Source organism: Marinobacter sp. UBA3604, assembly GCF_002375325.1.
GTDB lineage: Bacteria > Pseudomonadota > Gammaproteobacteria > Pseudomonadales > Oleiphilaceae > Marinobacter > Marinobacter salarius.
This window is the reverse complement of sequence record NZ_DFMB01000011.1, coordinates 63,954-85,474: the sequence shown is the minus strand read 5'-3', so window position 1 is coordinate 85,474 and position 21,521 is coordinate 63,954. Positions and strand designations below refer to the sequence as shown.

The window sequence follows — 21,521 nt, the reverse complement described above, 5'->3', positions numbered from 1 at the left end:
TGGGATTCCGCGCTTACAATGTGTAACAGAACGAACGAATAACTGATCGAGGAGTAGTCCTATGGCTGGCCAGGAAAGCCTGCCTCTGCGTCGTCTCAAGCAGTTTCAACCCTTGAACCGGTTGACGGATGACCAGTTGGTTTTGCTCGCAAGTCGGGCGGAAAGAAGAACCCACGGCCCGGGCCAGCGAGTGGTAGAGCGCGGCGTGCGGGATGGCCTGGACATATTCCTGATCCACGGCAGTGTAGAGCTGGAGTCGATTGACGGCCGCAAGTCCACCATCGAGGCCGATACCGACAAGGCCATTAACCCCATTGCCCGGCTGCAACCCCGGATGTACAACGTGACCGCCATCAAGGCGAGCGAGTTCCTCGTTATTCAGCAGGACATCCTCAACCAGCTATTGCGGGCCGCACCCGTGCCCCAGGTGGAAATGGATTCCGGTGACGGGGCTGGCGACGAGGGCAGCGAAGAACACCATCTGCTGATGGAGTTTTATGCCGAGCTGCGCTCCAATCAACTGACCCTGCCAAGCGTGCCGGATGTGGCCTGGAAAGTGCGCAGGACCGTAGACCGGGAAGATTCCACGGCGGATCAGGTTGCCAGTGCAATCTCGGCGGACCCTTCGATGGCTGCGAAACTGGTTCGAGCCTGCAACAGTCCCCTGTACCGTGGATTCAGTGATGTTCGCAACGTTCGCGAGGCGGTTATCCGGTTGGGCATGCGTACCACGCGCCAATTGGTTACGGTGTTTTCGATGCGCGAGGTGTTCAAAACCAAACAGGCATCGCTGCAAAAGGAAATGGACAAACTCTGGCGCCATTCCCGTGAGATGGCCGCCCTGTGTTGGGTGCTTGCGGATAGTGCTACCTCCATCAACCCGGAAGAGGCGTTGCTCGCAGGGCTGTTGCACGATATCGGAGTCGTGCCGGTGCTGGTGCAGGCGGAGCATCACGTCAATCTGTTTGCCGATCAGGCCAATCTTGAGCATGCCATTGGCGAGCTCAGGGCCGATGTGGGAACCGCAATCCTGGAAAGCTGGTCGTTCCCTAATGGCTTTCTGGAGGCGACAAGGCATGCGGAGGACTGGGGGTATGAGTGCCGGGAATCCTCACCTCAGCTGGTGGATATCGTGATTGTCGCCCAGTTGCATGCGATGATTGGGTCCAGTCAGAACGGGTCTCTGCCACCGTTTGACGAGGTGCCTGCCTATCGCCGTCTTGGTGAGCTTGAGCTGAACGCGTCCCGAAGCCTGCAGCTATTGACGGAAGCCCGTGCAAGGGTGGACGAAGTCCATCGCCTGCTTTCAATTCATTGAGGATATGACAGGGTCGTCATTCCTCCGGAGCTAGTTTACTGGTGACAATACCAACAATGAATGTACCTCTTTTCCCGCTGAACTCTGTAGTGCTGCCCGGTGGACGGATTCCCCTGCAGCTGTTCGAGCCCAGATACATCGATATGCTCACCCGTTGCCTCAAGGAGGATCGGGGATTTGTAGTCGTGCTGCTTCGGGAAGGTCTGGAAACGGGCAAGTCGGTGGCTTTCTACGATATCGGCACCTATGTTCGCATTATTGATTTCCAGCAGATGGATAACGGTTTGCTGGGTATTACCGTTGAAGGCAAGGATAAGGTAACGGTGGTACGTTCCTGGCAGCAGCCGGACGGACTGAATGTCGGGGATGTGGAATGCCTGCTGGCGGAGGAGCAAACGCCTGTTCCTGAGCGTTTCGCGGAACTCCCCTCGGTGTTGAAAGCGTTGTTTCGCCATCCTGTCGTCCGGGAACTGGATATGGACGTAGACTACGACGACGCCAGGGATGTGGGGTGGCGGTTGACCGAATTACTGCCGCTGGACAAGCAGGAAAAGCAGCGGCTGGTGGAGCTCCAGGCGCCCCTGGAGCGCCTGGAGCGTCTGCTGGGGTTGCTGGAAGCACTGGAAGAAAGCTGAATAATGGTTGCTACGGAGCGGTGACACTGTAGAGCACAACCGCGTTTGACCATTGTGTCGTTACATACCAGGCCACGAAGGCGAGCCATCCCCACCCCGCAATCAATAGCGTTCCATCCCTTGCCAGTGGGACGTTGTCGTAGCGGCTATAGCTGGCCCTTACGAACCCGCAGATCGAGAGCCCGAGAAACACCCCCGCCACCACATCGGTAAACCAGTGAACGCCCAGATAAAGTCTGCTTAGCGCCCCAAGGATAATGGGAATACTGAAAAGCAGGTAGTAGCGCCAGCGTCTGATATTCCGGCTTTCCCTGGCGATAAAGCTTGCTGCCAGGGTAGAAAGAACGGTGACGCCGGTGGCGTGGCCGCTGGGGAAAGCGCCCGAATCCGGAGGTCCGAAGACAACGTCCGGCCGAGGTATGGCGGTCAGGTATTTGAAGCCCCAGACCAACACAGTCGTGAGCAGTGCTGCTCCCGCCACATGGATGGCGGCGGCGTAGTAACCACGAAAGTAAAGGGCCAGAGCGCTCAACGCCGCTGCTGCCAGCAGTACCGGTGGGTCCCCGAGAAGTGTCAGCAGGATCATTACCGGGTCCAGAAGCGGGGTCCGCAACTGTGAAAACCACTGAAGGGTCAGCTCATCAAACGGCGCCAGCAGTTGGGTGGCGATGGCCAGTTGGCCCCAAATCATAAACAGAGCCCCGGCTCCCAGTGCCAACGACAATGAGGGTAGCGGGAACTCGCCGGCCTGCGCGGGTCGCTGGCTGGTATACAGGCGCCAGAAGCGGTGGGTCGAATCGTAGCGGGCCGTGAGGCGCGACAACCACAGGTAGAGCTGGCTGCCATGCCCAAGACCTAACTGGAAGCGGAAAAGCAACAGGTAAATCACCAGCAGTATTGCGGCGCTGATTGCGATCACAGGGTAAAAGTGAGCGGGTGGTTCGAATTCGCTGGCCAGGGCGCTACCAACCAGATACCCCGGCAATACATAGACTGGTGCCCAGGCCACTGCCGATGACAGGTTGAAGGCCAGGAACCGTCGCCACGGCATCAGAAATGCGCCGGCGATGAGCGGAATGATTGGTCGAATCGGGCCCACAAAGCGTCCGATAACGACGCTTTTACCGCCGTGACGATGGAAGAAAGCCTCGCCTTTGCCGATAAATCCCGGGAAACGATTCAGTGGCCAAAGCCTGTCCAGGCGTCCCTGAAACAGTCTGCCGAGGGCGAAGCTGATGCCGTCGCCAGCAACGGCTCCGGCGCCGGCCCACAGCAGGACTTCGGCCACCGGTATGGCCACCTGGCCAGCCAGCACCGCCACGGCGAACAGGATGGCAACCCCGGGGATCAGGATGCCCGCAAAGGCTAGGGACTCGAGGAATGCTGTGAGGAACAGCGCCGCTGACAGCCAGCCCGGGTTGGTTGCCAGCCAGTCGGTCAGTGACTGTAGCCACTCCGGCATCATGATGGGCGAACATCTCCCTGGCTGTACCAGACCGAATCGGCACCACGTTTACGGGCTTCCTCCAATGCATGCCTAACCCGTTTTCGCAGGTCCGCCGTGCGGATGTCGGTACTGGCGCGAGTGGTGCAGCCAAGGCTGACAGTCACTTTTCCGGCCAGAGGCCAGTTCTGTTCCGCGATGGTCCGCCGAATTCGTTCGGCGATGACGCGTACGCCTTCTTCCGGTGTGAAGGGCAGGATCAGGAAAAACTCGCCGTCTTCAAGCGTGTAAAGGGTGTCGCCAGCACGGATAACGTCAAACAGGTGCTGGGTGAGGTCCCTGAGCAGTCGCTGCATGCCGGCCTGGCCGTGCAGATCTTCGGCTTCCTCGGCGTAATCAATGGCCAGGGAAATCACCGACAGGGAGTGTGACATGACAATGGCCCGGGAAATTTCCTTTTGCAGGGTTTCGTCCAGGAAGCGTGCATTGTGGGCGCCGGTCACCGGGTCGGTAATGGCCAGATCCTCTGCCGATTGTGCCATGTGGTCGTAGTGCCAGATATACAGCGCGGCCACCGCGACCAGAGCAAACACCCCGGCACTGATGGTTATGGCGTACATCAGGGGCGATGACAGGAGTAGAAAGAGTGCCAGTGCGACCAGCAATAACAGGGAAAGGATCAGCCCCTGTCGTAGCGGAAGGATCAGCAGATTCAGTACAACCAGGGGCATAACCCAATGACTGATGCCGGGAGGGTCAAGGGCAAACATGGCCGCCACCAACCCACTGTTCAGCGCTGTAAGAATAAGGAGATGCCCCGGTGCCGACAACTGGCGGCGGCGACATATGAAGGTATAGCCAGCGCCTGCGACCGTCAGCAACGCCATTCCGGCAGCCAGGAAGAACAGGTCATAGAATCCGTAGCGAAGGTTCTGGAATGCCAGGCTTGCAATGAAAAGACTGGCAAACGCATAACCGGCCAGATGGGTAAAACTTCTCAAGCGGGTTTCAGTCATAACGCCGGCCCCTCCGTTCTGGGTGGGGGCGATGTGTGTGTCCAGGTACTGTAGGACTGGGCGCGGTCGCCCCCTTGTTGCTGGGCGCGCCGCAACGCATTGGCAGCGGATTGCTGCAAACTGTCTGCGTCATCGCCGATATTCAGGCCGGCGATTCCCGCACTGACCGTCAGATGCAGTTGGTGTGAGGCAAGCAGGGTGCGTAATCCCTTTCGGATCGTCTCGGCCTGTGATGCCGCTTCTGCCGTGGGGATGCCTGGCAGGATGACCAGGAATTGCAGATCTGCTACCCGATAGTAGGTGTCGAAATCCCGTAGCTGGGAGTGCAGATAACGGCCGATCCGTGGCAGTATGGAGCGTATGTCGGCATCCGGGTCGCTGTCGCTCAGGTGGGTGTCCAGGCCGATCATGATCACCGACATATCGGTGCCTTCCCGTTCACTGCGCTGGATCTCCTTGTGGAGATCAGCCGTCAGGTATTCGCGGCTTGCGGCCTGGGTCAGTTCGTCGGTCCGGCGCAGGGGCGCAAGTTGTCGCGACTTGTACTCACGCAGGAAAACCAGCAGGCCTGAGAGCATAACGGTCAGCAGCAGTGCGCTAAGCATCTGGTGGCGTTCGGGCAGGCCGGCAGACCAATGGGTGGCAGACATCGCAAGAACGGCGCAGAGTGCGGTAATCGCCGCTGCCCAGGTGACGGGCAGCAGTGCAAAGCCGACCAGTGGTGCGACGTAGAGCCAGTGGGTCAGGCTCCAGGGCCCTGTCCATAGGCTGGTGGCCAAAAGCGACAACAGCGCCACAAACAGGAGTCGGTGAATCGCCGGCCAGGGTTGTCGAGAGCGTCCGGGGTGGAAGGTGTTGCCGCTGAAGACCAGTGCTGCGGCGACAATAGCGGTGATTGCTGTCAGTGTCTCCCGTTGGATCACTGAAAATGCGGCAATGGCGATCAGGATCAGGAATCCAGTTCTCGACAGGCGGCTTAACAGGAATTTTTCGGCCATCTGGGCCATGGTATCCGTCCTCTCCCGGGCGTCCGTGGTTTAAAGCATACAGCAGGTTTTGTTCAATGACCCGCGGAATAAAGTGTCTCAGGCCGGTATAATAATCGCTTGGGATGCGTACTTGAAACGGGAAAGGTAAAGTTAGGCCCTGATTCGCACAATCGGTATTAACATTGAAAGGTAATCGGATGGATATTGCAGCTTATATGGCGGAGGTAGGACAGCAGGCACGGCAGGCCGCGAGGGCTGTGGCCCGCTCCACAACGGCTGTTCGCAACCAGGCGTTGCTGGCAACAGCCGAGGCTCTGGACGCTGCGCGCGATGAGCTTGCCACAGCCAATGCCAGGGATCTGGAGGGTGGCCGTGCCAACGGTCTTGAAGCAGCGATGCTGGATCGGCTGGAGCTGACCCCGGCGCGCATCGATGCAATGATTGAAGGGCTGCGCCAGGTGGCCTCGTTGCCGGATCCGATTGGTGAAATTACCGATATGACGTATCGACCCTCCGGAATACAGGTTGGTCGCATGCGTGTGCCGTTGGGTGTTATCGGTATTATCTACGAATCCCGGCCCAACGTGACTGTAGAGGCTGCCAGTCTGTGCCTGAAGTCCGGCAACGCCACCATTTTGCGCGGGGGCTCCGAGGCCATTCATTCCAATCAGGCCATCGCAGCCTGCCTGGCCAAGGGGTTGAAGGAATCAGGACTGCCAGAAAGTGCCGTACAGGTCGTGAAAACCACCGACAGGGCGGCTGTCGGCGAACTGATTACCATGCCCCGGTTTGTGGATGTGATAGTCCCCAGAGGTGGTAAGGGACTGATTGAGCGGATCAGTCGTGATGCGCGCGTACCTGTAATCAAGCATCTTGATGGTATCTGTCACGTGTACATCGACAGTCATGCTGATCCCGAAAAAGCCCTAAACATCGCAGTGAACTCCAAGACCCAGCGGTACGGCACCTGCAATACCATGGAAACACTGCTGGTGGACCAGGAAATTGCGGCCGATATTCTGCCCTTGCTGGCGGACGCCTTCCGGGACAAAGGCGTGGAGCTCAGGGGCTGCCCGCAGACAATGGATATTCTCCCCGATGTTGTTCGTGCCACCGAGGACGACTGGGGTACGGAATACCTGGCCCCGGTGCTTGCGGTAAAAGTGATCGACGGGCTTGATGGCGCCATTGAGCATATCAATCGTTATAGCTCTCAGCACACAGACAGCATCGTCACGGAAAACTATACCCGGGCCCGTCGATTCCTGACGGAAGTGGATTCCAGCTCCGTCATGGTCAATGCGTCGACCCGTTTTGCGGATGGTTTTGAGTATGGTCTCGGTGCGGAAATCGGCATCTCCACAGACAAGATTCACGCCCGTGGGCCGGTTGGCCTTGAAGGTCTGACATCACAGAAATACGTGGTGTTTGGCGACGGCCACATCCGGACCTGATTGCGCATGCATGTGATCTATGGCGGCACCTTCGACCCGATACATCATGGCCACCTGCGGCTCGCGGTCGAACTAAGGGAGCGGTTGGGGGTGTCGGAAGTGGCTTTGATGCCTTGCCACGTGCCTCCTCACCGTGACGTGCCGGGTGCCACGAGTGCGCAGCGTCTGGCTTTGCTGGAGCTGGCCATTGCCGGCGAGCCCGGGCTGACTCTGGATGATCGCGAGTTGGGGCGGGAAGGCGCGTCTTACACCGCGGAGACGTTGACGCAACTGAGGGCGGAGATCGGCCCCGACAAACCGCTCGCCATGGTTTTGGGTACGGATTCCTTCGCCGGTTTCGACCGCTGGCAGGAGTGGGAGCGGATTCCCGAACTGGCTCACATTGTCGTCGTGCAACGTCCGGGGCCAGGTCTGGCACCGGACGGTGTGCCGGCGAAATTATTGAGCCAGCGGTCAGTCGAGCGGGTAGAGGCCTTGTTTCGCGCGCCTTGTGGCCATATTTTGCAACTCGACCCACCGTTGCTTGATATCTCTGCGACCGGTATTCGCGATCGGATTCTTTCCGGCCATTCTCCCCGTTACCTGCTGCCCGACCCGGTGTGGCGGGAAATTCAACGCCAGAGACTATACGGCGCATGACCGGACGGGAACTTTTAGTGCTACAATCCCGTCTGAATATGACTTTTCGGGTGGCTGCCTTCGCCGCTGCCCGTCCAACAGGGTGATTATGCAGGCAGAGCAACTGAAAGAACTGGTCGTGGGTGCGCTTGAGGACGTCAAAGCGCAGGACGTAAGCATCATTGATGTCAGGGGGAGAACCAGCGTAACGGACTACATGGTCCTTGCGTGTGGCACCTCCAATCGGCATGTGAAATCCCTGGCGGATTCGGTGTTGTCCGAAGCGAAGGAGCAGGGGGTTCGTGCCAGCAATGTGGAAGGCGCCAATGCGAGTGACTGGATTCTGGTTGATCTCGGCGACGTGGTGGTTCACGTCATGATGCCGGCAACCCGAGAGTTCTATGACCTCGAACGCCTCTGGCGTGATGCTCCCGATCTGGGTGTTGCGGGTAGCGAATAATCATGCGGTTACGCCTGGTCTGTGTAGGGCAGAAAATGCCCGAGTGGGTCAGCCAGGGGTATAATGAGTATGCCCGCCGGATGCCGCCGGAGTTGTCCCTTGATCTGGTGGAAATTCCCCTGGCCCATCGTGGCAAGAATCCGGATATTCCCAGGCTGATGCAGCGTGAGGGGGACGCAATCCTGTCGGCGTTGGGCCCTCGTGACCGGGTGATTGCCCTGGAAGTTGGCGGCCGCAACTGGTCCACTGAAAAATTGGCCGGTCAGCTTGAGAACTGGCAGTTGGATGGCCGCGACGTCAGCTTTCTTGTCGGCGGGCCGGATGGTCTCGCCGACATCTGCCGGGACAGGGCTGATCAGCTGTGGTCGCTGTCTGCCTTGACCCTGCCGCATCCATTGGTGCGGATCCTTCTAGCCGAGCAGCTCTACCGCGCCTGGTCCGTCACTCGCAACCATCCTTATCACCGGGCCTAGGAAGCCAAGCCAATATGCCCTGGGGAGAGTTCAAAGACATCGCAGCCGAACGGCGCCTGTTCCAGCGTCGTGCATTCGTCATGCTGTTACTGGTCTTTGTATTGCTGGGCGTGTTGATTGCCCGGATGTATCAACTGCAGGTTGTAGAACACGACATCTACACCACGCTTTCCGACAAAAACCGTGTTCAGGTACAGTCCGTGGCGCCTCCCCGCGGGCTGGTTTATGACCGCAACGATGTCTTGCTGGCGGAGAACCGCCCGGTTTTCAGTGTGACGCTGGTACCCGAGCGAGTTGGTGATATGGAGCAAACCCTCGCAAAGCTCCAGGGCATGCTGAGCATTTCCGAGGAGGATATGGAGCGCTTCCAGCGTCGGCTGCTTGAGCCTCGTCGTCCGTTCCAGGAATTGCCCCTGCGTTACGATCTGAACGAACAGGAAATCGCACGTCTGGCGGTTCACCGCCATGAATTGCCTGGTGTCGAGGTATCTGCGGAACTGGTTCGGTATTACCCACACAGTACACTGACTGCCCACGCCCTTGGCTACGTGGGGCGTATCAACCGTCAGGAATTGCAGAGAATTGATCCGGTGAACTACGCGGGCACCAACTACATTGGCAAGTCCGGGGTGGAACGTTTCTACGAAGAACTCCTGCACGGCCAGGTCGGCTACCAGCACGTGGAAACCAATGCGCGAGGCCGAACCCTGCGCGTACTGGAGCGAGAAAATCCGGTGCCCGGGGAAGATGTCCAGTTGCACATGGATTTGCGGTTGCAGCGGCTGGCCCATGACCTGCTCGATGGCCGGCGTGGCGCCATTATTGCGATTGAGCCGTCCACCGGGGGCATCCTTGCTCTTGCCAGTGTGCCCGGCTTTGACGCCAATCTGTTCGTCACCGGCATAGGTGTCGAAGCCTATCGGTCACTTAGCAGTAGCGTGGACAAGCCCCTCTTTAATCGTGCCCTGCGGGGCCAATACCCGCCAGGCTCAACTCTCAAACCTATGCTCGCTATCGCCGCGCTCGACAGCAATGCCGTTACCCGGGACAAGACCATCTGGGATCCTGGCTACTATCAGCTGAATTCCGGCGGCCGCCGCTGGCGCGACTGGAAGCGGGGCGGCCACGGATGGGTAGACCTGAAGTCAGCGGTGGCACAGTCCTGTGATATCTATTTTTACGAAGCGGCTGTGACCATGGGCGTTGATACCATGCACAAATACCTTTCCGACTTCGGGTTCGGAGAAGATGCCACTCTGGACGTTGCCGGAGCCCTCAGCGGCCTGCTGCCCTCCAGTGACTGGAAACGCGCTATTCATAGCGAGCCTTGGTATCCCGGGGACTCGGTAAACCTGGGTATTGGGCAGGGGTTCATGTTGGCGACGCCGTTACAATTGGCGACCGCTACCTCGGTGATTGCCAACCGTGGTCATTGGGCAGAGCCACGGCTGCTGAAAGACATCAAGGGGGATCAATCGATTGATGAGGTGCTACCGACGGGGACGCACCAGTCTATCGAACTTGAAAATCCGGATGACTGGGAGTTTGTTGTGGAGTCCATGGCCGAAGTAATGCACGGAAGTAAAGGCACGGCCCGGGGAGCAGCAAGGGGGGCGCCCTATCGGATGGCCGGCAAAACCGGTACCGCGCAGGTGTTCAGTCTGGCCGAGGACGAAGAGTACGACGAAGAGGAAATACGTGAGCGACTGCGGGATCACGCCCTGTTTGTCGGCTTTGCACCCGTGGAAGACCCAAAGATCGCCGTCGCCGTTATCGTTGAGAACGGTGGTAGCGGTAGCGGAACCGCCGCGCCGGTTGCACGGGCCATGTTTGATGCCTGGTTGCTGGATCTCTCCGGGGCAGGCAGTGAACTCGTGGCTGGCTCGCCCGGGGAAGGGAGTAACTGATGCCCGCCGGTAGCCTGTTAAATCAGTCAGCACGTCACCCCCTGTCTAGCCCGAGGGGGATCTGGTCGGCGTTGCATATTGACCCGATTCTACTGTTCCTGTTGCTGACCCTTATTGCGGGGGGGCTGTTCGTTTTGTACAGCGGGGCCGACCGCAACCTGGAGGTCGTGAAGGCCCAGGGCATCCGGATGGGCGTGGCTCTGGTGGTGATGTTTGTGTTCGCCCAACTCGACCCGGCGGTGTTCCGGCGTTGGTCGCCCTGGCTGTTTGTTGCCGGCCTGATAGGACTAGCGGCGGTGTTGCTGGTTGGCGTTGGTGCCAAGGGTGCGCAGCGTTGGCTGGCCATTCCCGGGTTGCCCCGTTTCCAGCCTTCGGAGCTGATGAAGCTGGTGGTGCCGATGATGGCCGCCTGGTACCTTTCGCGCCATTACCTGCCTCCAAGACTCCGCCATGTGGCGGTGGCGTTGCTCATTGTGTTGGCTCCCATGGCAATGATCATCTTGCAGCCGGACCTGGGGACCTCGTTACTGGTTGGCGCCGCCGGGATATTCGTGGTGTTCTTTGCCGGTATGGGCTGGCGCCTGATCGGCGCCTTTCTTGCCATGGTGTCAGTGGCGGCACCACTGATGTGGTTCTTCGTGATGCGCGAGTATCAGAAGCAGCGCGTACTGACCTTGCTGGATCCTCAGAGCGATCCGCTTGGCGCCGGCTGGAACATTATCCAGTCCAAGACCGCTATTGGCTCGGGGGGCATGGATGGCAAGGGGTGGCTCCAGGGCACACAGTCCCATCTTGAGTTTCTTCCTGAGAGCCATACCGACTTCATCGTTGCGGTGCTGGCGGAAGAATTTGGCTTTGTGGGCATGCTGGTTCTTCTGGTGCTCTATCTCCTGATTGTTCTGCGGTGCCTGTACATTGCGTCGACGGCACAGGATTCCTTCAGCCGGCTGTTGGCGGGGGCGCTGACGATGACGTTTTTTATCTATGTCTTCGTCAATGTGGGGATGGTCAGTGGTCTTCTGCCAGTGGTGGGCGTGCCCCTGCCGCTGGTCAGCTATGGTGGAACGTCAGGGGTAACGCTGATGGCGGCGTTTGGGGTGTTGATGTCGGTTCATACTCATAGACGGATGATCAGTGCGTGATGACTGGGCACCGACCATGGACCATGGACAGGGAGTAATGGTTGCCGGGTCCGCTGCCATGGTAATCTTGGCCGCGGTGACAGGCCGCAGTTGTGGTGACGTTGCATTGAAAAGGTTCTCGAGTCGAAGCCAGTCAAGGGGATTCATGAAAGCTGTCAGCTATTGGTTAGGTGTCGGATGGGTGATGGCGTGCTTTGCTTCCCCTTTACAGGCCGGCCCCTACAATGAGACACCTGAAAGCCGTGACTTTGTTCGTGAAATGTCGGAACGCTACGGATTTGGGGCCGAACGTGTGTCTGCAATACTGGCCAATGCGCAGCGCCGTGATTCGATATTGGAAGCCATCAGCCGACCGGCTGAGAAAACCCTTGAGTGGTACGAATACCGTCGGATCTTTATGCGTGAGGAACGCATAGAGCAGGGCGTCAGTTTCCTCAGGAAACATCAGGAAGCCTTTGAACGCGCCGAACGTGAGTACGGTGTGCCGGCGTCAATCGTTGCGGCGATTATCGGCGTCGAAACCTGGTATGGCACCTACAAAGGAAAGTATCGGGTGCTCGATGCCCTCGCCACTCTGGCATTCGACTATCCGCCCCGGAGTCGTTTTTTTCGCAGCGAGCTTGTCCAGTATTTGCTGATGACCCGTGAGCAGGGCTTCGACCCTATGGTGTTGACGGGTTCCTATGCGGGGGCGATGGGGTACGGTCAGTTTATCTCCAGCAGCTACCGGCATTACGCGCTTGATTTTGACGGTGATGACGTTGCCGACATCCTGACCAATCCCGTGGATGCCATCGGCAGTGTCGCCAATTATTTCCACGCCCATCGTTGGCAAACCGGTGAGCCTGTGGCAGAACGGGTGAGTGGCAGTCTGCCAAAGAGCTCACCATTGCTGACCGGGGAGCTGAGACCGACGTTGACGGTCACCGACTATCAGCAGGCGGGTATCATCCCGAAAATGGATGTGCCCGGCGACGCCAAAGCCAGAGCGGTCCGTCTCGTTGGTGACGAGGGCTCTGAACTATGGCTGACCTACCATAACTTTTACGTGATAACCCGCTACAATCACAGTCATCTATACGCCATGGCGGTGCACCAGTTGGCAGGTGCGCTCGAAGAGCGGATGCGGCCGCTGGCAAACGAAAACAATGGAGATAGTAACAACTCGTGATGAAACGCCATGTTCTACTACTGGTTTTAGGGGTACTGGTGCTGGCCGGGTGCGCATCATCGCCCGAGCCTGACCACTCCTCCCGCTACACCCTGAGCCAGGATCGTGCGCCCTCAGGCAATTTCGATGCATCGGGGCTTGCCGATGCCACGCCTCGATTTGAGGAGCCGCGCCGCGCTGGAAACAAATCACCCTACCAGGTCTGGGGTAAGGAGTATCACGTTCTGGGCAGTAACGATGGCTATGTTCAGCGCGGCACCGCGAGCTGGTATGGTGAGAAGTTCCATGGACACAAAACCTCGAATGGAGAGGTTTTTGACATGTACGAGATGTCCGCGGCGCACAAGAGCCTGAGAATTCCAGGATACGCCCGGGTGACCAACCTCGATAACGGTCGCTCGGTGGTGGTTAGGGTCAACGACCGTGGCCCCTTCCACGGGGATCGCCTGATTGACCTCTCCTATGCCGCGGCCAAAAAGCTGGGTTATCAGGGCAGGGGTACGGCCAGGGTAGAGGTGGCCGCCATCACGGTGAATCGTGACGGCTCGATGACGCTTGCCGGCAAGCCGTTCCCGGAATCTGGAGCTCCGGTGGATGCCGAACGCCTGAAGGATCCCGGGCCGGGCAGCGAGGCCCTGTTTGTGCAACTGGGGTCGTTCAGCCAGCGTAACCCGGCCGAGGCCCTTCTGGACAGGGCGCGGCGTGCAGTCGCAAACCCAATGCGGGTGAGGGAAGTGGAAACGGCTTCCGGCCGCTTTCACCGCGTTCAGGTCGGGCCGTTCAGGGACGAGGATGAAGCCCTGAGAGCCCAGAGCCTGCTTGAAAATCACGGATTTGGTCAGTCAATACTTCTGACCGACACTCATTGAACCAGTCACTTACTTGAAACTGAATGGACCCATGGCACTAAATAAAGCGTTCCGAGCCTTCTCTGCTGTTCTGCTCCTGATTCTGCTTCCGGCTATGCCGGTTGCGGCCCAGGCTGTTCTGATTCCGTCATCACCGCAGATCGCGGCGAGTTCCTATATCCTGATGGACCCGCTTTCCGGACGGATTATCATGGAAGAGAACAGCCATGAGCGTCTGCCCCCGGCCAGCCTGACCAAAATGATGACGGCCTATATCGTGGAACGGGAGCTGGACGAGGGTCGGATTTCCCTGTCCGACATGGTGCCCATCAGCGTGAACGCCTGGCGAACCGAGGGTTCACGGACCTTCGTTAAAGAAGGGACGGAAGTGTCGGTCGAGAACCTGCTAAAGGGCGTCATCATTCAGTCTGGGAACGATGCCTCAGTGGCGCTGGCCGAGTATATTGCCGGCAGTGAAGGGGCGTTCGTCGACATCATGAACCAGCAGGCGCAGATACTGGGGATGAACGAGTCCAGTTTTGCCAATGCTACCGGCTTGCCTGCCCCGGATCATTTCTCCACTGCCTACGATCTGGCCCTTTTGGCAAAGGCGATTATCAACGACTATCCGGAAAACTACCCGCTGTATGCCCAGAAACACTTCACTTACAACAATATCCGTCAGCCAAACCGGAACAGCCTTTTGTGGCGTGACGACAGTGTTGATGGGCTGAAGACCGGCCATACCGAGGAAGCCGGTTACTGCCTGGTGGCGTCAGCCAAGCGCAACGACACCCGCCTGATTGCTGTGGTGATGGGAACAGACAGCACCTCGTCCCGCGCCCAGGAAGTCCAGAAAATGCTGAACTACGGCTTCCGCTATTACCAGAGCGAGCGCCTGTTCCGCACTGGCCAGGAACTGCTGGAAGCGCGCGTATGGGGCGGGGCAAGCGATAGCCTGTCCGTAGGACTGACAGAAGATGTTTACGTCACCATTCCCCGAGGCTCAAGGGATTCCCTGGAATCCACCGTTGAACTCGACTCAGTGATCAAGGCGCCCATTTCCATGGGCGACGAATTGGGCCGGGTGACCGTCAAGCTCGGCGATGATGTGGTCGTGGATCAGCCGGTGCTGGCACTCAGCGATATCCCGGAAGGTGGTTTCTTCAAGCGGATCTGGGACGCCATCAAACTATTCTTTGTTCAGCTCTTTGAGTAAGGGCGCGAGTGGCCTGTAGGAGATAAACCGGGATGAGCGAACCAAAGGCACCCAAAATCGAGTTTCCCTGTGACTACGTGATCAAGGTTATCGGGGACGCCGCGCCAGACTTTGTGGAGTTTGTGGTGGGCGTCGTGGAGCAGCATGCACCTGGCATTTCGAACGATGACGTTACGGTGAAAGACAGTCGCGGCGGTCGGTTTGCCTCGGTAAACCTCAAGATCGTTGCCACGGGCGAGCCGCAGTTGAAAGCTCTGTTCGAGGAACTCAAGGCCAGCGGCCGGGTTCATATGGTGCTGTAACCTGATGGCCGAGCTGATCGTTCGTGACCTGGGTGAACAGCCCTACCTGGAAACCTGGGAGGCGATGAAATCGTTCACGGCCTCGCGAGACGCCTCCACGCCCGATGAACTCTGGCTGCTGGAACACCCAAGGGTCTACACCCAGGGGCAGGCCGGCAAAGCCGAGCACATACTGGCCCCCGGTGATATCCCGGTGATACTGGTGGATCGCGGTGGCCAGGTGACGTATCACGGCCCTGGCCAGCTTGTGGTTTACCTGATGATAGACCTGACTCGCCACCGCCTGGGAATTCGCTCCCTGGTTGATGTCATTGAGCAGGCCATTGTCCGGACCCTTGCGGGGATGGGTGTGGCGGCAGCGCCGCGTCCGGATGCGCCGGGTGTCTATGTGGAACAAGCGAAGATTGCGTCGCTGGGGCTGCGTGTAAGGCGAGGATGTTCGTTCCACGGCCTGGCCCTGAACGTGGCCATGGACATGGAGCCGTTTCGCCGGATCAACCCCTGTGGCTATGCTGGCATGGCGATGTGTCAGGTCAGCGACTTCGTCCCCGGGGCAACCGTTGCCGGTCTTGCTCCTGCTCTGTCGGATGAGTTGGTTAATGGCCTGGCGGGTGGCGCTGTTCGACGGGTAACGGGCTGGTAATGCGAAGCCCAAGTACCGATTGAGGCGGTTGCCTTGCTAGCCGTGTATACCCTCGAAATCACACACCTTGTTACGCCCCAGGGTCTTGGCTCGATAAAGTGCTTCGTCGGCGCGCTGTAGCAGTCGGTCCACAGACTCTGCGCCGTGGATAGCGGCGACTCCGACACTGATAGTGGTGTTGATGCTCCCGCCCTGGGTCTCTATCGGCGTTGATGCAATGGTCTGGCGTATGCGATTGGCCGTCTGGACGGCCTCAACGGTATCGGTCTCAGGCAGCAATACCAGGTATTCTTCTCCTCCCCAGCGCGCCAGCGTATCGACCTTCCGGCTGTGTTCCCGCAAGGTCCTGGCTACCATCACAATGGTTTCATCCCCCACCTGATGACCATGGTTGTCGTTGACAGACTTGAACAGATCAATGTCCATCAACAACACCGAGAAACCGCGCGAATTGCGTAAGTAACGCTGATACTCAGCTTCCAGTTGCTCGTGGGCTTCACGTCGATTGGCGAGCCCCGTTAACGCATCGTGTTTAGCCGCATATTCAAACTCCGCAGCCAGTTTCAGCAGCCCCAGTTTGCTGCGCCGCCGGCTCTGGTCCAGGACGTAGCAGGTGGACATCTCAAACCCCAGTACCGCAAGCATGGTGAGTCGGAAGCTGGTGCTGTACGGCGAATCGAATACCAGGTCCCCGAGTGGGCTGAATAGCAAGGCAACCCCCGCAAGGCCGCCGGAACAGGCAAGCACGCCCACTTTCGCTTCGCTGATGTAGAAGATGATGGGTGGATAGGCAAACAGCCAGATAATGGCAGAGCCGTCCTCCACCGCATTGACTGCCAGATAGGTGAAGAGGATCGTGATCGCGGTAATAAAGCCGCGGCGTTGCAGAGTACTGTTGCGACTGAGCAGATAAACAATACCATTGACACTGAGCAGCACGGCAAAGACGATCAGGGCTGTGGCGGAGCCGGGAATTCCGCGATCCAGGGATCGCCATGCGAAAAACAGCAGGATGGGGACCGCTGCCAGAGTAAGCCAGCCGATCAACATCGGAACCGGAATTTCACCCTTCACCCGGAACTGTGACAGTTTGGTGTCGGAGGGTCTGCTGGTGGTCTGAGTCATTGTTGCTGTCTTGTTGTTTTTGGGCATCAGTGGCCAGGTCATCGACCACATTTTTATACTAAACCGCTTTGGACGTGGGGTCTGTGTAAAAACGTAAAACCTTTCGCCAACCACAGAAGTAAACACAGAAGAGGCGGTTTGCATTGGCCCCAAGGGCAATGAATCGACGGCACGCCGGTTAGGTTTGCGGGCCCGGGTATCCGTATAATGGTTATAAAGGCTGATAGCGCCAACACTTACAGAACCGAGCAGGTTTTTGATGGCATCCAGACCCAAAAGCACATCTGTTGCACGTATCAAGACCGGCAGCTTTGAGCGTCGGCTTACCCTCACCAGGGCGGGGCTTTTCGCAGGCACCCGGATGGCCTCCCATATGGCCACCAACTGGTTCAGCAGCAAGGACAAGCGGGAGGCCCGGCACCGGGCCATGCTATCCAGCCAGGCGGAATTCCTGGTGGACGAGTTGGGCAAGCTCAAGGGCAGTGTCGTCAAGATCGGGCAGGTGATGGCTCTCTATGGCGAGCACTTCCTGCCTGAGGAAGTAACCGAAGCACTGCATACCCTGGAAGACCAGACCACCTGGCTGGAATGGCCGTCGATCGAGCGTGTGCTTAAGGCTGAACTGGGTGCTGACCGTTTGGCGGAACTGGACGTGGATCCGGACCCGATTGGTGCGGCTTCGCTGGGGCAGGTTCATCGAGCGCGCCGGCGTAGCGACGGGTTGGAACTGGTGCTCAAGGTCCAGTACCCCGGCGTTGACGAAGCAGTCGACAGTGACCTTAACGCTGTTGCACATCTGCTCAAGATAGCCCGCCTGGTCTCCTTCGGCCCCGAGTTCAACGACTGGCTGGAAGAAGTGCGGGACATGATGCACCGGGAGGTGGATTACCGCCTTGAAGCCCGTACCACCGAAAAGTTCCGCCAGATGCTGCTGGACGATCCTCGTTTTGTGGTGCCCCGTGTTCTGGACGAGTACTGCACGGCCCATGTCATCGCCTCCACCTACGAGCCGGGCCACTCAGTGAGTTCAGTGGCGGTACGGGAGCTTGCTCTTGATCGTCGCAGCGAGTTGGGCCGCGCCGCACTGGAATTGTTCTTCCGTGAGCTGTTCATCTGGGGTGAAATCCAGACCGATCCCAATTTCGGCAATTATCGGATCCGCATCGCTGGCGAGGAAGGCGCGAACAGCGAAACTGACCAGATAGTGCTACTGGATTTCGGGGCGGTACAGGCCTACTCCGCGAGCTTCCTGGACCCGGTCATCCAGATGATCCGCTCCTCCTACGAGGGCGACCTGCCGGGGGTGGTTGATGGCGGTATCCGGTTACGTTTCATGAGCCAGGATTGGCCCGAGGACGTTCTGGACACGTTCGGCAAGGTTTGCATGTCGGTATTGGAACCTCTCTCCAGGGATCGCAGCAACTGGCCCGATGAGGCAGTGAACGACCGCGGCCAGTACCGCTGGAAGCAGAGTGACTTGCCGTCGCGGGTGGCGCGCCAGGCCGCGCGATCAGCCATCAGCCGCTATTTCAAGGTGCCGCCGAAGGAATTCGTATTCCTGAACCGAAAGCTGATTGGTGTCTATACGTTCATCGCGGTGCTGAATGCGGAATTCAACGGTGAGGACCTGCTCCGGGAATACCTCTACGGTGATCCCGGCACCCCCGATGCTTCCAGCACCAACCAGATGACCAAGCCGTAGCGCAATCCCTTGCCAATGGCCACCAGGATCACGAAGTTGAGCCAGGGCACGCGCATGATCCCGCCAACCAGGGTCAGTGCGTCGCCGCCCAGTGGCAGCCAGCCCAGAAGCAGTGACCATTGCCCGTAACGGTTGAAGCGGGTGCGGGCCTTTTCGAGCTGGGATTCGGAGATCGGAAACCAGCGTTTGTGCTTAAAGCGATCCACCTGCCGGCCGATAACCCCATTAATAACCGAACCTGCGGTGTTGCCCGCCGTTGCCCAGAACCATATCCACCAGAGCGAATAGCCTTGAGTCACCATGCCGCCAAGGAGAATTTCCGAATAGGCCGGCAGTATTGTTGCTGCGGCCAGTGCGGTCATGAACAAAGTGAGATAGGCCAATGGACGCTCCTGGTGAGATGAATGCCGATCAGGCTCTAATGGCAGCCGTGCCTTCAGGGCACTAAGCTGATAATGAATCCCTATCTGAGACAGGTTGCTGTACCAATGAAAAAACTGTCACTGCGTTTCAAACTCTATGCCCTGGTTATTACGCTGCTGCTGGTTATGGGAATCAGTATTGTGGTGACCGCCCAGCTTTCCCTGGGACAGATGGAGCAGCGAATCACCTCCGAAACCCGTGACACGGTGCGCAGCCTTGCCGTCGACCGGTTGAGCGCAACCGCCGGGAAATACGGTGAGGTTGTCAGCGGCATGTTTGCCACAGCGTATCGGACACCGGAAGTCGTCCGCAACGTCATCAGCCGGAATATACAGACGGACAGCTCCGGCCGCATCAGCCGCGTTGCCCTTCAGGAAACGGTGGGTGCGGTACTGGAAGAGCAGGATGGGCTGAGCTCGATCTATGCCCAGTTCGAACCGGACGCCTACGACGGCCAGGACCGCTACTTCACCGGTGGCGTTGAAGAGCACAGCAGCGATGAAGGCACCCTGGAAATCTATTATTACCGCTCTCCCGACGGCGATGTGGTCTTCAGTCGCACTGAGGATCCGGCTACCAAGTATCTGGATAACCGGAATGAGTTCGGTATTCGCGAGGCGGAATGGTACTTGTGTTCCAAGGATACCCTGTCCCCTTGCATCATGGAGCCTTACGAATACGAAATTGAAGAGGGCTATACCGAACTGATGACCAGCCTGGTCGTGCCCATTATGAACGGGAACGAGTTTGCGGGCGTGGCCGGCGTTGACCTCAACCTGTCAACGCTCCAGAAAGCGATCCAGAATGTCAGTGATAACCTCTATGACGGCGCATCAAGGGTGACCCTGCTGAGCAGTAAGGGGCTGATTGCTGCATCCAGCCACTACAGTGAACATCTAGGCCGGCCGTTGTCAGAAGCATTGCCTGAGCAGGCTGAAACATACGCTTCCCTGCACAATGACGGCGGTACCTACGACGATGGCGACACGCTGGCCGTGTCTTACCCCATCGAGATTGACCTACCGGATGCCCAGTGGTCACTGTTGATCGAATTACCACGTCAGACCGCGCTGGCTGATGTCGCCGAAATCACCGGCCTGCTGTCCAGCGAGGTGGATACCACTGCCGGGCGTCAGACCATGGTGGGTGTACTGGTGTCGGTAGTGGCGATCCTGATTCTGGTGGTGCTGGTTCGCTCGGTAACCAAACCCTTGAACGAAATCCGTGACCGGATGAAGAACCTGGCCAGTGCTGAAGGGGATCTGACCAGTGAGTTGAACATTGATACCCACTCGGAGCTGATCGAGCTGGCCGGCGGGTTCAACCAGTTCCTGGGCCGGTTACGGGAAATGATCAACGACCTGAAAGACGTCAACGCCAAGGTCAGCCAACAGGCGGCGGATGTGGATGTGATCGCCAAGGAAACCGACGAGCAGACCGAGAGCCAGCATCAGGACATCGAAAGCGTGGTTACCGCCATGAACGAAATGTCCGCCGCCGCCAGTGAAGTGGCAGGCTTCGCGGGTGAGGCAGCTGAAAACGCGCAGATGGCCCAGGATGGCATCCGTTTTACCCAGGATACGCTGACGTCTGCCCTGGACGGCGTGGGTGCATTGGCGGGCGATATGGATGAGGCCAGCACTGCGATAGGCCAGGTTGCCACTCGCAGTGAGGACATTAACCGTATTATCGAAGTGATCCGGGGAATCGCGGAACAGACCAACCTGCTGGCGCTGAACGCCGCCATTGAAGCGGCGCGAGCGGGGGAGCAGGGGCGTGGCTTTGCGGTTGTGGCAGACGAGGTCAGAACACTTGCGTCCCGTACCCGTGAGTCCACCGATGAGATCAGTCAGATGATTGATGGCCTTCAAAGCGACGTGGGCGGAGCCGTCACTGTGATCAAGGGTGGCGTTGATCGCGCCACCCGAGCGGTGGAGGGAACCCGTGAAGCGGACCATTCTCTGGCCTCAGTGGTTGAGCGCATAGCAACCATTGTGGAGCATGTCACCCATGTGGCCACGGCAGCGGAAGAGCAAAGTTCTGTCAGTGAAGAGATCAATCGCAACCTCACCCGTATTGGAGACGCTGCCAACGATCTCCGGGCATTGGCGCAACGGGTCAGTGGCAGCGGCCAGACATTGGACGAACAGGTAAAAGTGCTGGAGACGGAACTGAGCCGTCTGAAAACCTGAGTACCTGACTGGGTAAGGCTGCACGGTGAAGCCCGATAGCGCTGGACGTATCAGTCCAGGCTATCGGTACCATTCAGTTCATTAATTTTATTTTTTCATTGGGCGTGCCACCATACGGTACAGCTTGTCGACAACTGCGAAGCGCAGGGTCGCCCATTGTTTTGAACAGGAGTGAGTTTATGGATCATGTCACCATCTACGGTCGTGCGTCCTGCGGTTTTTGTATGCGCGCCCGGCAACTTTGCGAGATCAGGGATATTCCCTACCGCTACGTGGACATGATCGAGGAAGGCATCAGCAAGGCGGATCTGGAAAAAACCATTGGTAAGCCCGTGCATACGGTGCCCCAGATCTTTGTGGGCGACGAACACGTTGGCGGGTTCGACCATTTCTCGCACTACGTGCAGCGGTTTGAAGCTGCCGGTGGATAAACGGTTCTG

21 protein-coding genes are annotated in these 21,521 nt (G+C 58.3%); 16 read left to right on the top strand and 5 right to left on the bottom strand.

Annotated features, from left to right (window positions below):
* Positions 1 to 61 precede the first annotated feature (61 nt).
* On the top strand, positions 62 to 1,318 hold the full coding sequence (locus B2590_RS02730) for an HDOD domain-containing protein (RefSeq protein WP_036203812.1): 1,257 nt from the start codon (positions 62 to 64) through the stop codon (positions 1,316 to 1,318).
* A 56-nt stretch (positions 1,319 to 1,374) separates the two neighbouring features.
* Positions 1,375 to 1,953 carry an LON peptidase substrate-binding domain-containing protein gene (locus B2590_RS02725; RefSeq protein WP_075194935.1) on the top strand — a complete coding sequence of 193 codons (579 nt, stop codon included), beginning with the start codon at positions 1,375 to 1,377 and terminating at the stop codon, positions 1,951 to 1,953.
* A 10-nt stretch (positions 1,954 to 1,963) separates the two neighbouring features.
* On the opposite strand, the gene B2590_RS02720 is transcribed toward B2590_RS02725, so the two are convergent.
* From B2590_RS02720 to B2590_RS02710, 3 genes are read right to left on the bottom strand one after another with little or no spacing between them, the layout of a single operon-like run.
* On the bottom strand, positions 1,964 to 3,418 hold the full coding sequence (locus B2590_RS02720) for a bifunctional DedA family/phosphatase PAP2 family protein (RefSeq protein ID WP_036203815.1): 1,455 nt from the start codon (positions 3,416 to 3,418) through the stop codon (positions 1,964 to 1,966).
* Positions 3,415 to 4,413, bottom strand: coding sequence for a GGDEF domain-containing protein (locus B2590_RS02715; RefSeq protein WP_075194936.1), 999 nt, complete (start codon positions 4,411 to 4,413; stop codon positions 3,415 to 3,417). The genes B2590_RS02720 and B2590_RS02715 overlap by 4 nt, the downstream gene beginning before the upstream one ends.
* Entirely contained in the window at positions 4,410 to 5,420 is a 1,011-nt protein-coding gene (locus B2590_RS02710) for a GGDEF domain-containing protein (RefSeq protein ID WP_036203822.1), read from the bottom strand. The genes B2590_RS02715 and B2590_RS02710 overlap by 4 nt, the downstream gene beginning before the upstream one ends.
* A 179-nt stretch (positions 5,421 to 5,599) precedes the next feature.
* On the opposite strand from B2590_RS02710, the gene B2590_RS02705 reads away from it, so the two are divergent.
* The 11 genes from B2590_RS02705 (at position 5,600) to lipB (ending at position 15,639) form a co-directional block, all read left to right on the top strand.
* The gene (locus B2590_RS02705) at positions 5,600 to 6,856 is read left to right on the top strand and encodes a glutamate-5-semialdehyde dehydrogenase (protein ID WP_036203825.1); all 1,257 of its coding nucleotides are present in this window, start codon (positions 5,600 to 5,602) and stop codon (positions 6,854 to 6,856) included.
* 6 nt (positions 6,857 to 6,862) lie between these two features.
* Positions 6,863 to 7,495, top strand: a complete 633-nt coding sequence (gene nadD / locus B2590_RS02700) for a nicotinate-nucleotide adenylyltransferase (protein ID WP_036203830.1) — start codon at positions 6,863 to 6,865, stop codon at positions 7,493 to 7,495.
* An 88-nt stretch (positions 7,496 to 7,583) separates the two neighbouring features.
* The gene (rsfS, locus tag B2590_RS02695) at positions 7,584 to 7,934 is read left to right on the top strand and encodes a ribosome silencing factor (RefSeq protein WP_036203834.1); all 351 of its coding nucleotides are present in this window, start codon (positions 7,584 to 7,586) and stop codon (positions 7,932 to 7,934) included.
* Positions 7,935 to 7,936: 2 nt separating this feature from the next.
* The gene (rlmH, locus tag B2590_RS02690; protein WP_075194938.1) at positions 7,937 to 8,407 is read left to right on the top strand and encodes a 23S rRNA (pseudouridine(1915)-N(3))-methyltransferase RlmH; all 471 of its coding nucleotides are present in this window, start codon (positions 7,937 to 7,939) and stop codon (positions 8,405 to 8,407) included.
* 14 nt (positions 8,408 to 8,421) lie between these two features.
* Positions 8,422 to 10,314 (top strand): penicillin-binding protein 2, encoded by a 1,893-nt coding sequence (mrdA, locus tag B2590_RS02685; RefSeq protein ID WP_286810060.1) that lies wholly within the window; start codon positions 8,422 to 8,424, stop codon positions 10,312 to 10,314.
* The gene (rodA, locus tag B2590_RS02680; protein ID WP_036203842.1) at positions 10,314 to 11,456 is read left to right on the top strand and encodes a rod shape-determining protein RodA; all 1,143 of its coding nucleotides are present in this window, start codon (positions 10,314 to 10,316) and stop codon (positions 11,454 to 11,456) included. The genes mrdA and rodA overlap by 1 nt, the downstream gene beginning before the upstream one ends.
* 145 nt (positions 11,457 to 11,601) lie before the next feature.
* Entirely contained in the window at positions 11,602 to 12,627 is a 1,026-nt protein-coding gene (gene mltB / locus B2590_RS02675; protein ID WP_286810061.1) for a lytic murein transglycosylase B, read from the top strand.
* On the top strand, positions 12,627 to 13,496 hold the full coding sequence (locus B2590_RS02670) for a septal ring lytic transglycosylase RlpA family protein (RefSeq protein WP_286847835.1): 870 nt from the start codon (positions 12,627 to 12,629) through the stop codon (positions 13,494 to 13,496). Before mltB ends, B2590_RS02670 begins: the two co-directional genes overlap by 1 nt.
* Positions 13,497 to 13,527: 31 nt before the next feature.
* Positions 13,528 to 14,694 carry a D-alanyl-D-alanine carboxypeptidase family protein gene (locus B2590_RS02665; protein WP_075194943.1) on the top strand — a complete coding sequence of 389 codons (1,167 nt, stop codon included), beginning with the start codon at positions 13,528 to 13,530 and terminating at the stop codon, positions 14,692 to 14,694.
* A 32-nt stretch (positions 14,695 to 14,726) separates the two neighbouring features.
* Entirely contained in the window at positions 14,727 to 14,996 is a 270-nt protein-coding gene (locus B2590_RS02660) for an HP0495 family protein (RefSeq protein ID WP_036203854.1), read from the top strand.
* A gap of 4 nt (positions 14,997 to 15,000) precedes the next feature.
* The gene (gene lipB / locus B2590_RS02655; RefSeq protein ID WP_036203857.1) at positions 15,001 to 15,639 is read left to right on the top strand and encodes a lipoyl(octanoyl) transferase LipB; all 639 of its coding nucleotides are present in this window, start codon (positions 15,001 to 15,003) and stop codon (positions 15,637 to 15,639) included.
* Positions 15,640 to 15,675: 36 nt separating this feature from the next.
* On the opposite strand, the gene B2590_RS02650 is transcribed toward lipB, so the two are convergent.
* On the bottom strand, positions 15,676 to 16,764 hold the full coding sequence (locus B2590_RS02650) for a GGDEF domain-containing protein (RefSeq protein ID WP_286810566.1): 1,089 nt from the start codon (positions 16,762 to 16,764) through the stop codon (positions 15,676 to 15,678).
* 259 nt (positions 16,765 to 17,023) lie between these two features.
* Between B2590_RS02650 and B2590_RS02645 the strand changes: the two genes are divergently transcribed.
* Entirely contained in the window at positions 17,024 to 18,466 is a 1,443-nt protein-coding gene (locus tag B2590_RS02645) for an ABC1 kinase family protein (RefSeq protein ID WP_075194944.1), read from the top strand.
* Here B2590_RS02645 and B2590_RS02640 read toward each other — a convergent pair.
* Positions 18,409 to 18,849, bottom strand: a complete 441-nt coding sequence (locus tag B2590_RS02640; RefSeq protein WP_036203863.1) for a YqaA family protein — start codon at positions 18,847 to 18,849, stop codon at positions 18,409 to 18,411. The two genes, B2590_RS02645 and B2590_RS02640, sit on opposite strands and share 58 nt — an antisense overlap.
* 105 nt (positions 18,850 to 18,954) lie before the next feature.
* Between B2590_RS02640 and B2590_RS02635 the strand changes: the two genes are divergently transcribed.
* Together B2590_RS02635 and B2590_RS02630 are read left to right on the top strand one after the other, a co-directional pair.
* Positions 18,955 to 21,081, top strand: a complete 2,127-nt coding sequence (locus B2590_RS02635) for a methyl-accepting chemotaxis protein (protein ID WP_126810548.1) — start codon at positions 18,955 to 18,957, stop codon at positions 21,079 to 21,081.
* A 179-nt stretch (positions 21,082 to 21,260) separates the two neighbouring features.
* A complete protein-coding gene (locus B2590_RS02630; RefSeq protein WP_041333439.1) occupies positions 21,261 to 21,512 on the top strand; it encodes a GrxA family glutaredoxin in 252 nt (83 codons plus the stop codon).
* Positions 21,513 to 21,521: the final 9 nt, after the last annotated feature.

Excerpts from the sequence above, each read along its gene's own strand:
- mrdA (WP_286810060.1), top strand. The coding sequence starts at position 8,422 with ATGCCCTGGGGAGAGTTCAAAGACATCGCAGCCGAACGGCGCCTGTTC.
- B2590_RS02670 (WP_286847835.1), top strand. The coding sequence starts at position 12,627 with ATGAAACGCCATGTTCTACTACTGGTTTTAGGGGTACTGGTGCTGGCC.
- nadD (WP_036203830.1), top strand. The coding sequence starts at position 6,863 with ATGCATGTGATCTATGGCGGCACCTTCGACCCGATACATCATGGCCAC.
- B2590_RS02705 (WP_036203825.1), top strand. The coding sequence starts at position 5,600 with ATGGATATTGCAGCTTATATGGCGGAGGTAGGACAGCAGGCACGGCAG.
- B2590_RS02660 (WP_036203854.1), top strand. The coding sequence starts at position 14,727 with ATGAGCGAACCAAAGGCACCCAAAATCGAGTTTCCCTGTGACTACGTG.
- B2590_RS02665 (WP_075194943.1), top strand. The coding sequence starts at position 13,528 with ATGGCACTAAATAAAGCGTTCCGAGCCTTCTCTGCTGTTCTGCTCCTG.
- lipB (WP_036203857.1), top strand. The coding sequence starts at position 15,001 with ATGGCCGAGCTGATCGTTCGTGACCTGGGTGAACAGCCCTACCTGGAA.
- rodA (WP_036203842.1), top strand. The coding sequence starts at position 10,314 with ATGCCCGCCGGTAGCCTGTTAAATCAGTCAGCACGTCACCCCCTGTCT.
- B2590_RS02635 (WP_126810548.1), top strand. The coding sequence starts at position 18,955 with ATGAAAAAACTGTCACTGCGTTTCAAACTCTATGCCCTGGTTATTACG.
- B2590_RS02630 (WP_041333439.1), top strand. The coding sequence starts at position 21,261 with ATGGATCATGTCACCATCTACGGTCGTGCGTCCTGCGGTTTTTGTATG.
- rsfS (WP_036203834.1), top strand. The coding sequence starts at position 7,584 with ATGCAGGCAGAGCAACTGAAAGAACTGGTCGTGGGTGCGCTTGAGGAC.
- B2590_RS02715 (WP_075194936.1), bottom strand. The coding sequence starts at position 4,413 with ATGACTGAAACCCGCTTGAGAAGTTTTACCCATCTGGCCGGTTATGCG.
- B2590_RS02730 (WP_036203812.1), top strand. The coding sequence starts at position 62 with ATGGCTGGCCAGGAAAGCCTGCCTCTGCGTCGTCTCAAGCAGTTTCAA.
- mltB (WP_286810061.1), top strand. The coding sequence starts at position 11,602 with ATGAAAGCTGTCAGCTATTGGTTAGGTGTCGGATGGGTGATGGCGTGC.
- B2590_RS02645 (WP_075194944.1), top strand. The coding sequence starts at position 17,024 with ATGGCATCCAGACCCAAAAGCACATCTGTTGCACGTATCAAGACCGGC.
- B2590_RS02650 (WP_286810566.1), bottom strand. The coding sequence starts at position 16,764 with ATGACTCAGACCACCAGCAGACCCTCCGACACCAAACTGTCACAGTTC.
- B2590_RS02720 (WP_036203815.1), bottom strand. The coding sequence starts at position 3,418 with ATGATGCCGGAGTGGCTACAGTCACTGACCGACTGGCTGGCAACCAAC.
- rlmH (WP_075194938.1), top strand. The coding sequence starts at position 7,937 with ATGCGGTTACGCCTGGTCTGTGTAGGGCAGAAAATGCCCGAGTGGGTC.
- B2590_RS02725 (WP_075194935.1), top strand. The coding sequence starts at position 1,375 with ATGAATGTACCTCTTTTCCCGCTGAACTCTGTAGTGCTGCCCGGTGGA.
- B2590_RS02710 (WP_036203822.1), bottom strand. The coding sequence starts at position 5,420 with ATGGCCCAGATGGCCGAAAAATTCCTGTTAAGCCGCCTGTCGAGAACT.